Genomic DNA, 13282 nt, shown 5'->3' with positions numbered 1-13282 from the left:
GTCTTGGTACCCCCACCAAAAAGTATGCTCAACTCAATCTTTGTAACGTACTGAAACATGGCTGAAACAGATGGGCTGAAAATTGCCCATTTCACGCGTAACCCCCTGCCCTGCAACGAAAAAGGCCGCCCGAAGGCGGCCTATTCCTTGATCGTTAACTTAACGTCAATTTGCCTGGCGACGCAGGAAGGCGGGGATTTCGATCCGTTCCTGATCGGGGTCCGCCTCGGGCTGCTGCAGCGGCTGCTGGGCGCGCATCTGCGGCTGCTGGCGCGCCTGTTGCGGCTGCACCGCACCTTCGGCGGCGTGGCCGGTCATCCGGTTGATCAGCGAATTCAGACCGAAACGGCCGGCCGGCTGCTGCGCGGCGGGCTGTTCGTGAACCGGGGCCTGCTGGCGCTGCGGCTGGGCCTGCTGCGACGGCACGTTATGCACGGCGGCCTGCAGACGGGCCAGGGCTTCGGCCGACGGCTGACCGGCGGGGCGCGGTTGCGGCGCGACGAAGCTTTCCAGCGATTGCGGCTCGGCGTTCAGCGCGTCGGGCTGCGGATTGAATTCGGCCACCTGAGGCTGATAGGCCGGCGGCGGCAATTCGCCCTCGGCTTCGTATTCTTCCTCGAAGATGTCTTCCATCTGCTCTTCGGCGGCGGTGCGCTGCGCGTCCAGGTCTTCGAACAGGCTGGGTTCGGCCGGGGCTTCGGCGGCAACCTGGGCCTCGGCGACCGGGGCCGGCTGTTCGGCGACCGGCGCTTCGACCTGGGCGGGCTGGCTCAGCGGCGCGGCCATCGAGCGGCGCGGCGCCGGCATGTCGCCCAGGTTTTCCGAGGCGTCGATGCCGGTGGCGACCACGCTGACGCGCATGCCGCCGTCCAGGTCGGTATCCAGGGTCGAGCCGACGATGATATTGGCATCGGCGTCCACTTCTTCGCGGATGCGGTTGGCCGCCTCGTCCAGTTCGAACAGGGTCAGGTCGTGACCGCCGGTGATGTTGATCAGAACGCCCTTGGCGCCCTTCAGGCTGATTTCATCCAGCAGCGGGTTGGCGATCGCCTTCTCGGCGGCCTGGATGGCGCGGTCTTCGCCGGTCGCTTCGCCGGTGCCCATCATCGCCTTGCCCATCTCGTCCATCACCGAACGGACGTCGGCGAAGTCGAGGTTGATCAGGCCGGGGCGCACCATCAGGTCGGAAATCCCCTTCACGCCCTGGTACAGCACGTTGTCGGCCATGCTGAAGGCTTCGGTGAAGGTGGTTTTCTCGTTGGCGAGGCGGAACAGGTTCTGGTTCGGGATGATGATCAGCGTGTCGACCATCTTCTGCAGCGTCTCGACGCCTTCCTCGGCCTGGCGCATCCGCTTGGCGCCTTCGAACTGGAACGGCTTGGTCACGACGCCGACGGTCAGCACGCCCAGTTCCCGCGCCGCCTGCGCGATGATCGGGGCCGCCCCGGTGCCGGTGCCGCCGCCCATGCCGGCGGTGATGAAGCACATATGCGCGCCAGCCAGCTGATCGACGATCTGTTCGATGCTTTCCTCGGCCGCGGCCGCGCCGACGCTGGCCCGGGCGCCCGCGCCCAGACCTTCGGTCACTTTCACGCCCAGCTGGATGCGGTTGGTCGCGTGCGATTGCTGCAGCGCCTGCGCGTCGGTGTTGGCGACCACGAAGTCGACACCGCTGAGTTCCTGCTGGATCATGTTATTCACAGCGTTGCCGCCGGCCCCGCCGACGCCAAATACAGTGATACGAGGTTTCAAATCGTCGTGCCCGGGCACCGAGAGATTCAATGTCATGGATCTGTCCGCCTGTTATTGTCCGCCGCCTATGCGGGGCTTTTCTGCCTATTAGCGCCGATGGTAGCGGGAACCAACCCATGCGTCATCAAAAAAACGCAAAATCACCACGAAATATGGACAAAATAAGGCGCGCATCCGCGGGATCTTGCCGATCCCCCGCAGATTTTGCGGATTCGTACCCGCGCACCACAAGACACCGGAAACGCGCGGCCCGAAAGCTGCGTTGCGATCCCTTGCGACGATGTTTGGAGGGCCTGCCCGGTCCTCGTTATCCCCACCTTTTCCCGGTGGTTATCCACAGCCTAGCGCAGATCGTTTCGGGCGTCATCCCCTGAATTCGCATCCCCCGGCGGAAAGAGAAGATTGGGGGCCAGCCCCCAAACCCCCGGAGTATTTCGGCCAAGAAGAAGCGCAAGGGCGTTTCAGGTTTCTGCTTGGTGCAAATATTCCCGCCGAAGGCGGAAAGCGGGCGCGCCGCTCACCAGTTGTCCCGGAACCACTTCACCGCGCGTTTTAGCGACCGCGCCGGGTAGCGATCGACCGGCAGGTCGAAATCCCACCATTCGTCCTGCGGATGGGCGGCGAACAGGCACATGCCCACGGCGCTGGCGAATCCCGGTCCGGTCGCGGCCTGCGGCAAACCGTGGACGCGCAGCGGACGGCCCAGGCGTACCTGCTGGCCCAGGATCTTGCTGGCCAGCCCGTCGAGCCCGGGGATCTGGCTGCTGCCGCCGGTCAGCACGATCTGCTGGCTGGGAAGGTGTTCGAACCCGGCCGCATCCAGCCGCGCGCGCACCTCTTCGAGGATTTCCTCGACCCGCGGGCGCATGATGCCGATCAGTTCGGCCCGGCTGACAGAACGGCGGTCGTGTTCCCAATCGCCGGTATCGCCGCCGGTTTCGATCATTTCGCGGTCGTCCATGCCGGTGGCGACGACGCCGCCATAGAAGGTCTTGATCCGCTCGGCGGTGTTGTACGGCACCGACAGGCCCATCGAGATGTCGCCGGTCACGTGATCGCCGCCCATGCGCACAGAGTCGGCATAGATCATGTGTTTCTTCATGAAGATCGAAATGCTGGTGGCGCCGCCGCCCATGTCGATGCAGGCCGCACCCAGTTCCTGTTCGTCCTCGACCAGCGCCGAGATGCCCGACACATAGGCCGAGCTGGCGATGCCCGCCAGTTCCATGTCGCAGCGCTTGACGCAATGGGCCAGGTTCTGCACCGCCGCCGCGTCGACGGTCAGCATATGCATGTCGGTGGACAGGTTGCTGCCCAGCTGGCCGCGCGGGTCGGACAGGCCCGAACGGTGATCGAGCGCGAAATTGACCGGCTGCGCGTGCAGCACCTCGCGGCCCATGCCGTAATCGGGCAACTCGCAGGCCGACAGCACGCGGCTGATATCCTGTTCGGTGACGACCTGATCCTCGACCTCGATCTGACCGGTCAGCCCGTAGCTGCGCGGATCGGCGCCGGAGAAACAGGCGATGACGTGATCGACGCGGATATTGGCCATCTTCTGCGCCGCCTGCAGCGCGGTGCGGATGGCGCGTTCGGTTTCCGGCATGGCGGAGATTTCGCCGAATTTCACCCCGCGCGAGCGGGTCGTGGCGGCGCCGATCACCCGGAACCCGGCCTGTCCCGCCAGCGGCCCCACCCCTTCGCTTTCGAAACCGCCATCGGTGCCGTCGAAGCGCAAGACCAGGCAGGCGATCTTGGAACTGCCGACATCGAGGATGGCGACAACGCCCCTTTGCATCGCCGCCTTGCGCATCGCCCGCATCGCCCGTTGGGATTCATAAAGCTCAATCATGCCGTCAGTCCTTGAAACCGATCTTGTTTATTTGCCACCACTGCTCGACAGCGGCTTCGTTCATCCGGATGGTCGGGCGCGCGCCGATGCGCATGTCGACCTGCGCCAGGTCGCGCGCCATCACGTCCTGCGCCTGATGCAGCGCGATCACCCGTTCCAATGCCTGCACCGCCCGGTCTTCGGGCAGCAGGATGCGCTGACCGCGATCCAGCACCAGGTCCCAGCGGCGATCGCCGATCCGCACCAACCCGCGCAGCCGGTCGCGCAGCGGCCCCGCCGCGCGGTACAGCCACAGCGCCTCGGGCACCGCCCTGTCGGCGCCTTCGCCCGCGACCAGCGGCAGGTCTGCATGGTCTGCCCGTGCCCCGGCCTGACCGACGTAGAACCCGTGTTCGTCCAAGAGCGCCAACCCGTCGGCATCGCGCCACAGGATCGCCGGCACCCGTTCGACCACATCGACCTGCAACACGCCGCCCGGGCGGACCCGGATGCTGACATCCTTGACCGCCGGCAGGTCGGCGATGGTGCGCCGCATCTGGTCGAGGTCGAGGTCGAAGGAACTGATCGGGAAATCGATCGGGGTGATTTCGCGGATATCCTCGGCCACGCTGGCATCGGCGCCGTCGATCGCCATCAGCTTGACCATGAATTCCGGCCGAGTCTGGATTTCGTTGCGGATATCGACCAGCCACAGCCGGAACGCATCGCGGTTGTCCTGCTGGGAAAAATAGATCATCGCGCCGATAAAGGCCGCCAGCATCGGCAGCCCGACCCGGATCAGCGTCCGGAACAGCGGCGTCAGCATCAGCCGCTGCAGCCGGTAGGCCCAACGCGACGGCGCCGGATCGGGGCGGGTCACCTGTTGCAAGATGCGTCCTCCACCAGCCAGCGGCACAGCTTGCCGAAGCTGATCCCCACCGCCTGCGCCTGTTCCGGGCTCAGCGAGGTGGGGGTCATCCCCGGCTGGGTGTTGGTTTCCAGCAGGTAGAGCCCGTCGAGGCCGCGGGCTTCGTCCCAGCGGAAATCGGTGCGGCTGATCCCCTTGCAGCCAAGCGCATGGTGGGCGCGCAGCGCGTAATCGAGGCAGGCGTCGAAGATCTCCTGCGGCACCTCGGCGGGCACCACGTGGCGCGATCCGCCCTCGGAATACTTGGCGTGGTAATCGTACCAGCCCTCGGCATAGATATCGGTGACGGTCAGCGCCTTGTCGCCCATCACCGTCGCGGTCAGTTCGCGCCCGGGAACGTATTCCTCGACCATCACGGTGTCGGGCATGTCCTGCGACAGGTGCGGCGGGGAGTTGGCGGCTTCGTGCACGATATAGACGCCGACGCTCGATCCCTCGTTATAGGGTTTGACCACATAGGGCGGCGCCATCACGTGGCGCGCGCCGACCTCGGCCTTAGAAGCCAGAAGGCTGGGCACCACCGGCAGGCCGGCATCGCGGTAAACCTGTTTGCTGCGTTCCTTGTCCATCGCGATGGCCGAGGCCAGTACGCCGGAATGGGTATAGGGGATCTGCATCCATTCCAGCATCCCCTGCACGCAGCCGTCTTCGCCCCAGCGGCCATGCAGGGCGTTGAACACCACATCGGGTTTGAGATCGTCGAGGCGCATGGCCAGATCGCGGCCCGCATCGAGCTCGATCACTTCGAAACCTTCTTCCCGGAGCGCCGCGACGCATTCGCGTCCGGTTGCCAGCGACACCTCGCGTTCGGCCGAGGGACCGCCCATCAACACTGCCACTACCGGGTTTGCCCTGCTCGACATACCCATCTGCCTCAATCATGGCCGCTTGGGCGGCCTTTTTGCTTTATATATGGACCGTTACGGCCCTGCCTGATTGCGCCTTTTGACGGCACTTATTCCGGGGCCGGTTCGCCGACCCGCATGATTTCCCACTTTAGCGTGATCCCGCTGTTTTCGTAAACCTTTTTTCGCACCTCTTCGCCAAGGGATTCGAGGTCTGTTGCGGTGGCGTCACCTGTGTTGATCAGGAAGTTGGAATGCTTCTCGCTCATCTGTGCGCCGCCCTTGCGGGCGCCGCGCATGCCGGCGTCGTCGATCACCTTCCAGGCTTTCAGGTCGTGCACGTCATCGGCGCGCCCGGTGCTGGAAAACCCGGCTGGGTTGCGGAAAGTGCTGCCCGCGCTGCGATCCTTGGTCGGCTGGGTCTCGTCGCGCTTTTTCAGCTGCGCCTCCATCCTGTCGGCCAGTTCTTGCGGATCGCCCTGCGGCGCCTCAAACGTGGCCTCGACCAGGACCCAGCCGTCGGGCAGGTCGCTTTGGCGGTATTCGAACTTCAAACCCTCGGGGCTCAGTTCGACCAGTTCGCCCTGCCGCGTCACCGCGCGGGCCGAGACGAAAACATCCGCCGTATAGGTCCCGTAGCAGCCCGCATTCATCTTCACCGCGCCGCCGATGCTGCCGGGAATGGTGCGCAGGAAGGTCAGGTCCAGCCCCGCCTCGGCCGCCCTCTTCGCCACATGCGCGTCAAGCGCCGCAACACCCGCCGTGACCCGGTCGCCGTCGATTTCGATCCCGTTGAAGCCGCGCCCCAGCCGGATCACCACCGCGCGCAACCCGCCATCGCGCACGATCAGGTTGCTGCCCACCCCCATTGGGAAGACCGGGATCGCGGGATCGAGCGCCTTGAGGAAATCCTGCAGATCGGCCAGATCGGCGGGCTGGAACAGCACATCCGCCGGACCGCCCACGCGCAGCCAAGTGAGTTCGGACAGCGGTTTGTCCTGCGTCAGCCGCCCGCGCACTTCCGGCAAATTCTCGATCATCTTCGCGCCCTCGAATTGGTTTGAAAGCGTCTTAAAGACAAAACCCGGAAGGGGCAAATGCCTCTGGCGCCGCCCCTCAGCGCTGGCCCGGCGGCGCAAAGCGCCGCTGTTCGGGCCGGGATCATCCGCGCCCCAGCTTCCGCTTCACCCAGCGGCCGAGATAGATCGCCGGCCAGCGCAGCACCGACAGCGCGGCGGCGAGGAACAGCAGCGCCATCCAGACCCCGTGCTGCCAGAACACCAGACCAAGCACCGGCAGGCCAAGCGCGATCATCGCATAGGCCTGCGGCCAGTGATTGCGTTTGCTGGGGATCATCCCCAACAGGTTGGTCAGCACCAGCCATCCACAGGCCAGCACCACCGACAGGCTCATCCCAGCCGCCCCAGCACGGACGCCGCCAGGGTGCCGAGGCAGGACAGCACGCCGAGCCAGGGCATCCAGACCGGCACGGTGAATCCGCCCTCATCGCCGCGTTTGCGCTTCACCCCGATCAGCGAGGCGTTGACGATAGCGAAGACCACCAGCAGCGCCAGGGTCGAGCCTTCGGCCAGAACCGCCACCGGCAGGACCAGCGCCGCCGCGATCGTCGCCGCCGCGATCAGCACCGTGCCCAGAACCGGCGTGCCCAGCTGCGCATTGGTGCGCCGGAACATTGTCAGCCAGACCGACCGCTTGCCCAGCCCGTAAAGAACCCGGCTCGCCATCACGATCTGCGCCAGCACCCCGTTCAACGCCGCCGCCACCGCGATGGCGCTGAGGAAATAGCCCGGCTGGCCGCTGCCCGCTTCCCAGACCAGCGCCAGCGGCCGGTCCGAACCCGCCAGCACCTCGCGCGGGACCGCGCGCACCGCCGCCAGCGACACCAGCGCGTAAAGCAGCGCCGTCACCACCAGCGAGGCCATGACCGCAAGCGGCAGGTTGCGGCCGGGATTGCGGGTTTCCTCGGCCATGTTGACGATATCGTCGAAGCCGATCAGCGCGAAGAAGGCGAAGATCGTGGCCAGCGCGATGCCGCCCCATTCCGGGGCGGGCATCGGCAGGTGGAACGCCTCGACCGGCGCGGCATTGGCCCCGGCCCAGATCACCATGCCAAGGCCCGTCACCTCGATCAGCGTCAGGATCGCGGCGAAGCTCAGGCTTTCCATCACCCCGATCAGCGCCACGATGGTCAGCGCAACGCCAAGCCCAACGACGCCCCAGACGAAGGGAATGTCGACCAGCGCCAGCAGGTATCCGACCCCGCCGCGCAGCACTGCGGCGGCCGCCACGGTGCCCACCACGACGTTGACCAGACCGACCAGCACCGCCAGCCAATGCAGCCCCAGCCCGTGTTCGATATAGGCGGAATCGCCCGCCGCTTCGGGAATGCGGCCCGACAATTCGGCAAAGGACAGCGCCGAGGGGATCGCGATCACGCCCGCCAGCAGGAAGGCCACCGGCGCCCACATCCCCGCCGCCCCGGCCGCCGCCCCGGTCAGCACATAGATCCCCGCGCCCACCATGATGCCGATGCCGTAGAGCGTCAGCACGACCGGACCGATCCGTCTTTTCAACCCCTCGCCCACGCTTTGCCCTTCTTCGTTTTTCAGATGCCCGATTGTTTCGCGGCGATCATGCCCGATCTTGCCGGGGACCGGAACCCGGTCTTCGGCGGTCTTAACGAAGGGTAAGCCGCCGCCCCCAAAGAAGATATGCCGAGGCACAACCGCAACGGCCCTTCCCCCGGCGGGGAAGGGTCATGGCAAAATCAGGAAATGTGAGAGAACAGCAAAGCGGGTAAGCGGTGGTTCCCCGCCCTACCCCTTCAACCGCTCCGGCAGCCGGTTGGCCCAGGCCGAAATCGTCCCGGCGCCCAGGCAGACGACCATGTCGCCCGGCCCGGCCTGTTCACGCACCATCCGTTCCAGATCGTCCTCGGAGGTGACCGCGCGGGCGTGGCGGTGGCCGTGGCGGATCAGCCCGGCGACGAGATCGTCGCGGCTGGCGCCCTCAATCGGGTCCTCGCCGGCGGCGAAGACCTCGGCGATGCCCACCACGTCGGCGTCGTTGAAACAGCTGCAGAAATCGTCGAACAGCGAATGCAGACGGGAATAGCGGTGCGGCTGGTGCACCGCGATGACCCGGCCTTCGGTCGCCTGGCGGGCGGCCTTCAGCACGGCGGCGATTTCCACCGGGTGGTGGCCGTAATCGTCGATGATGGTGACGCCGTTCACTTCGCCCACCTTGGTGAAGCGCCGGTTGACGCCGCCGAAACCGGCAAGCGCTTCACGGATCTGATCGGGGGTCATGCCCAGGTGACGGGCCACCGCCACCGCGGCCAGGGCATTCGACACGTTGTGATCGCCCGGCATTGGCAGGCTGCAGCCCTCGATCAGCATATCCTCGGATTGCAACGCGATGTCGAAATGCGCCACGCCCGCCTTGTAGGTCAGGTTGATCGCGCGCACATCGGCCTGCGCGTTGAAGCCGAAGGTGGTGACGCGGCGATCGGTGATCTTGCCCACCAGCGCCTGCACCTCGGGGTGATCGGTGCAGCAGACGGCGAGGCCATAAAACGGGATGTTGGACACGAAATCGAGGAACCCCTTGCGCAGGTTTTCGATCGTGCCCCAGTGTTCCATATGTTCGGGGTCGATATTGGTGACGATGGCGATGGTCGCGGGCAGCCGGTTGAAGGTGCCGTCGCTTTCATCGGCCTCCACCACCATCCAGTCGGATGCGCCGACCCGCGCGTTCGACCCGTAGGCGTGGATGATGCCGCCATTGATCACGGTCGGGTCGACCCCGCCCGCATCCAAGAGCGTCGCCACCATCGTCGTCGTGGTGGTCTTGCCATGCGTTCCCGCGACGGCGACGTTGGATTTCAGCCGCATCAGTTCGGCCAGCATTTCGGCGCGGCGCACCACCGGCAGGCCCATCCGGCGGGCTTCGTCCAGTTCCGGGTTGCCCGGTTTGATGGCCGATGAAATCACCACCACCTCGGCGCCTTCCAGGTTCTCGGCGCGCTGGCCTTCGAAGATCGTCGCCCCCATCGCGGCCAGACGATCGGTGATTTTCGAGGTCTTCAGGTCACTGCCCTGCACGGTGTAGCCCAGGTTGACCAGCACCTCGGCAATGCCGGACATGCCGATGCCGCCGATGCCCACGAAATGGATCGGGCCGATATCGACCGGAAGTTTGGTTGCCGCAGTCATGACTTGCCTTTCTGTGCCAGCGCCTCGACCATGCCCGCCAATTCCTGCGCCGCCTCGGGCTTGCCGCGCGACAGCGCCGCCTGCGCCATCATCGACGCCCCGCGCGGGTTGGTGAGCACGGTGGTTATCTGCTCTGCCAGGGTGGGAACATCAAGCCGGTTTTCCGGGATCAGGATCGCGCCGCCCGCATCGACCAGCCCGCGCGCGTTGGCGGTCTGGTGATCGCCGGTGGCGGCGGCGAAGGGGATCAGGATCGACGGGCGGCCGATCACGCTGATATCGGCGACGGAGGACGCGCCGGAGCGCGAAATCACCAGCTGCGCCTCGCTCATCCGGCGGGGCACGTCGTGGAAAAACGGCTGCACATCGGCGGCGATACCCTGTTCGGCGTAGAATTGCGCCACCCGTTCGCCGTCTTCGTCGCGGGCCTGATGGGCAACGCGGATATTGGCCAGCAGTTGCTCGGGCAGCGATGCGATGGCGGCGGGGACCACATCGGACAGGATGCGCGCGCCCTGGCTGCCGCCGATCACCAGGATCGACATCGGGTAATCGCCCGGCGCGATGTAACCCGCGCCCGCCCGTTCCAGAACGGCGGCGCGCACCGGGTTGCCCACGTGACGCGCCTCGACCCCTTCGGGCAGGGTCGTGGGCCAGGTGCCGCAGGCGATGTCGTCGACCCGGGTCGCGAAAATCTGATTGACCCGCCCCAGCACGCCGTTTTGTTCATGGATCATCCGCGGCAGGCCCAGGATCGTGGCCGCGCCAAGGGCCGGGATCGACGGGTAGCCGCCGAAACCCACCACCACGTCGGGGCGGTCGCGCTTCATCCGCGCCACCATGCCCGCGACTCCGCCGAAGATGCGAAACGGCACCATCGCCTTGGCCAGGATGCCGCCACGGGCGAAAGTGGCGCTCGACACCTGTTCGATCTCGACCGTATGCGGGAAGCCGCCGGTATAGCGCGCGCCGCGCGCGTCGGTGCTGAGCTTCACCCGCCAGCCCCGGCGTAGCATGACCTCGGCCAGAGCCTGGGCGGGGAACATGTGCCCGCCGGTGCCGCCAGCGGCGATAACGAGAAGCGGAGCGGTCATCTATGGCCTCCTGTCCGGCCCCGTAGGGCCGGGAATTTGCAATTTTCCGTGGCGTTGTCTTCTAAAGAAAACGCATCCCCGTTGAAACGCCCCTTGCGGCTCACCGCATGTGCCCGCGCAGGATATCGCCGATCTGGCCCTGCGGCCGGGTGCGGGTGAAGGCCAGAAGCATCCCCACGGCGATGCCACCCGCGATCAGCGACGAGCCGCCGTAGCTGACGAAGGGCAGCGTCATCCCCTTGGCGGGCAGCAGCCGCACCGCCACCCCCATGTTGATCAGCGCCTGCACGCAGAACATCGCCGCCAGCCCGGTGCCCGCCAGCCGGATGAACGGATCGCGTTCCTTCACCAGCCGGTAGAACGACCGCAGCACGATCAGGGTGAACAGCGCCAGGATGATCAGCACCAGCACCAGCCCGTATTCCTCGGCCGCCACGGCGATGATGAAATCGGTATGGGCATCGGGCAGCGACCATTTCACTTCGCCCTCGCCGACACCGACGCCAAGGAAGCCGCCTTCGCGGATCGCCTTGGTGGCATAGCCCATCTGCGTGGTGGGATCGATATCGGGGTTCAGGAACCCGTCGATCCGGCGCGCGAAATGTTCCGAATTGTTATAGGCGAAGGTGCCCGCCAGGATCACCATCCCCGCCATCCCCACCAGCAGCAGGATCGGTGCCCCGGCGACGAAATACATCACGCCCCAGGCAAACAGGATCAGCGAAGCCTGACCGAAATCGGGCTGCAGCGCCAAGATGAAGACAATGAACACGGTCAGGAAGAACGACCACAGCCGCCCCGGCGGGCCGTTGATTTCCTGCGCCGCCGCCAGCAGCCAGGCCGCCACCACGACGAAACCGGGTTTCAAAAATTCCGACGGCTGGATCGAGGCGAAGCCCAGCGAATACCAGCGCACCGCGCCCTTGCCGAAATCGGTGCCCAGAACCGGCAGTGCCAGCACCGCCAGCAGCGCGACCGCGAAACCGATCACCGCCAGCCGGCGCACCAACGTGGGCGACATCATCGATGTAATGAACATCGCGGTCAAAGCGACGCCGCCGAAAAACGCCTGCCGTTCGACGTAATGGAACGGGCCGAAGCCGTTCTTTTCCGCCAGCGGCGGCGAGGCGGCGAAACCCAGCAGCAGCCCGACCCCGAACAGGATCAGGATGCAGGACATCGTCAACTTGTCGATCGTCCGCCACCATTTGGGAAGAACCGGCTCCACGTCCCTTGCCGGGGCGGAACCATGCACCATAGCCGTCATTGGATTACTGCCGTTACTGCCTCTGTCATCGCCCCTTTTCGGGGTCTGCGGTCAGTCTAACGCGAATGCGATTCGCTGACCAGCGTTTTGAATGGTCTAGGCCAGACTTGCCAAAACCCGCCGTTTCGGGCAGGCCCCCGCCATGCAATATGAAACGATCATCCTGGGCGCCGGGGCAGCCGGCATGATGTGCGCGATCCATGCCGGGCGCGACGTGCTGGTGCTCGACCATGCCAAGGCGCCGGGCGAAAAGATCCGCATCTCGGGCGGCGGGCGCTGCAATTTCACCAACATGCATGCGGGGCCGGGCAATTTCCTCAGCTCGAACCCGCATTTCGCCAAATCGGCGCTGGCGCGCTATACGCAGTGGGATTTCCTCGACCTGGTCGGGCGGCACGGCATCGCCTGGCACGAAAAGACGCTGGGGCAGCTTTTCTGCGACGACAGCGCCAAGCAGATCGTGGCGATGCTGCTGGATGAAATGGCGCAGGCGGGCGCGACAATGTGGCTGCGCAGCGAGATTACATCGGTCGAGAAGACCGAAGACGGGTTCCGTCTGCTGATCGAAAGCGAAGGCAAGCGCAAGACCGTGACCTGCCGCAACCTCGTCGTCGCCACGGGCGGCAAATCGATCCCCAAGATGGGGGCGACCGGGCTGGCCTATGACATCGCGCGGCAATTCGGGCTTACCATTACCGAAACGCGCCCCGGCCTGGTGCCGCTGACCTTCCCCGACGGGCGGTTTTCCGGCCTGTCCGGCGTGTCGCTGCCGGTGCGGGCAACCTGCAACGGGGCGAGCTTCGAGGAGGCGATGCTGTTCACCCATCGCGGGTTGTCGGGCCCTGCGGTGCTTCAGATCTCCTCCTACTGGCGCGAGGGCGATGCGATCACGGTGAACCTGTTCCCCAATTCCGACCCCTATGAGGCGCTGCGCGCCCAGCGGCAGCAGGCCGGGCGCAAGAACCTGTCAACGGTGCTGGCGCAGATGCTGCCGTCGCGGCTGGCCGAATATCTGTCGAGCGAGTGGAAGCTTACCGGCAACCTGGCCGATCAGAGCGACGCGGCGCTTGCCGCCTTGTGCGAGCGCTTGACGGGGTGGGAGCTGGTTCCGACCGGATCGGAAGGCTACCGCACCGCCGAGGTGACCCTGGGCGGGGTGGATACCGATGGATTGTCATCGAAGACGATGATGGCGAAGGCCGTGCCCGGGCTTTATTTCATCGGCGAATGCGTCGACGTGACCGGCTGGCTCGGCGGCTATAATTTCCAATGGGCGTGGTCGTCGGGGGTCGCGGCAGGCACCGCAATCGCCGCACAGGCATAGCGAGAA

Annotated in this window: 11 protein-coding genes; 1 reads left to right on the top strand and 10 read right to left on the bottom strand. The window is 65.7% G+C overall.

Features of this window, described 5'->3' with window-relative positions; all coding sequences use genetic code 11:
- Positions 1 to 165 precede the first annotated feature (165 nt).
- From ftsZ to ftsW, 10 genes are all read right to left on the bottom strand, one after another.
- Complete coding sequence (gene ftsZ / locus GR167_RS10420) at positions 166 to 1788, bottom strand: cell division protein FtsZ (RefSeq protein WP_160973435.1); 1623 nt, start codon at positions 1786 to 1788, stop codon at positions 166 to 168.
- Between the two features lie 481 nt (positions 1789 to 2269).
- A complete protein-coding gene (gene ftsA / locus GR167_RS10415; protein WP_160973434.1) occupies positions 2270 to 3604 on the bottom strand; it encodes a cell division protein FtsA in 1335 nt (444 codons plus the stop codon).
- Between the two features lie 4 nt (positions 3605 to 3608).
- Positions 3609 to 4463: a cell division protein FtsQ/DivIB gene (locus tag GR167_RS10410; RefSeq protein WP_370741303.1), complete on the bottom strand. Its 855-nt coding sequence runs from the start codon at positions 4461 to 4463 to the stop codon at positions 3609 to 3611.
- On the bottom strand, positions 4460 to 5380 hold the full coding sequence (locus GR167_RS10405; protein WP_212769928.1) for a D-alanine--D-alanine ligase: 921 nt from the start codon (positions 5378 to 5380) through the stop codon (positions 4460 to 4462). The genes GR167_RS10410 and GR167_RS10405 overlap by 4 nt, the downstream gene beginning before the upstream one ends.
- 86 nt (positions 5381 to 5466) lie before the next feature.
- Complete coding sequence (gene murB, locus GR167_RS10400; RefSeq protein ID WP_160973433.1) at positions 5467 to 6396, bottom strand: UDP-N-acetylmuramate dehydrogenase; 930 nt, start codon at positions 6394 to 6396, stop codon at positions 5467 to 5469.
- Positions 6397 to 6517: 121 nt separating this feature from the next.
- On the bottom strand, positions 6518 to 6769 hold the full coding sequence (locus GR167_RS10395) for a DUF2484 family protein (protein WP_160973432.1): 252 nt from the start codon (positions 6767 to 6769) through the stop codon (positions 6518 to 6520).
- Positions 6766 to 7950: an APC family permease gene (locus GR167_RS10390; protein ID WP_235915918.1), complete on the bottom strand. Its 1185-nt coding sequence runs from the start codon at positions 7948 to 7950 to the stop codon at positions 6766 to 6768. Before GR167_RS10390 ends, GR167_RS10395 begins: the two co-directional genes overlap by 4 nt.
- Before the next feature lie 243 nt (positions 7951 to 8193).
- Positions 8194 to 9591: a UDP-N-acetylmuramate--L-alanine ligase gene (murC, locus tag GR167_RS10385; protein ID WP_160973430.1), complete on the bottom strand. Its 1398-nt coding sequence runs from the start codon at positions 9589 to 9591 to the stop codon at positions 8194 to 8196.
- Positions 9588 to 10685 carry a UDP-N-acetylglucosamine--N-acetylmuramyl-(pentapeptide) pyrophosphoryl-undecaprenol N-acetylglucosamine transferase gene (locus GR167_RS10380; RefSeq protein WP_160973429.1) on the bottom strand — a complete coding sequence of 366 codons (1098 nt, stop codon included), beginning with the start codon at positions 10683 to 10685 and terminating at the stop codon, positions 9588 to 9590. Before GR167_RS10380 ends, murC begins: the two co-directional genes overlap by 4 nt.
- Positions 10686 to 10785: 100 nt before the next feature.
- On the bottom strand, positions 10786 to 11952 hold the full coding sequence (ftsW, locus tag GR167_RS10375; RefSeq protein WP_160973428.1) for a putative lipid II flippase FtsW: 1167 nt from the start codon (positions 11950 to 11952) through the stop codon (positions 10786 to 10788).
- A gap of 142 nt (positions 11953 to 12094) precedes the next feature.
- Here ftsW and GR167_RS10370 point away from each other — a divergent pair, with 142 nt between their 5' ends.
- Positions 12095 to 13276, top strand: a complete 1182-nt coding sequence (locus tag GR167_RS10370; RefSeq protein WP_160973427.1) for a BaiN/RdsA family NAD(P)/FAD-dependent oxidoreductase — start codon at positions 12095 to 12097, stop codon at positions 13274 to 13276.
- The last annotated feature ends 6 nt before the right edge of the window (positions 13277 to 13282 follow it).

Origin of the sequence: Thalassovita mangrovi, from assembly GCF_009857745.1 — a bacterium.
In the GTDB taxonomy this organism is placed as follows: domain Bacteria; phylum Pseudomonadota; class Alphaproteobacteria; order Rhodobacterales; family Rhodobacteraceae; genus Thalassobius; species Thalassobius mangrovi.
The sequence above is the reverse complement of the archived record's forward strand: the minus strand, read 5'-3'. Positions and strand labels throughout refer to the sequence as shown.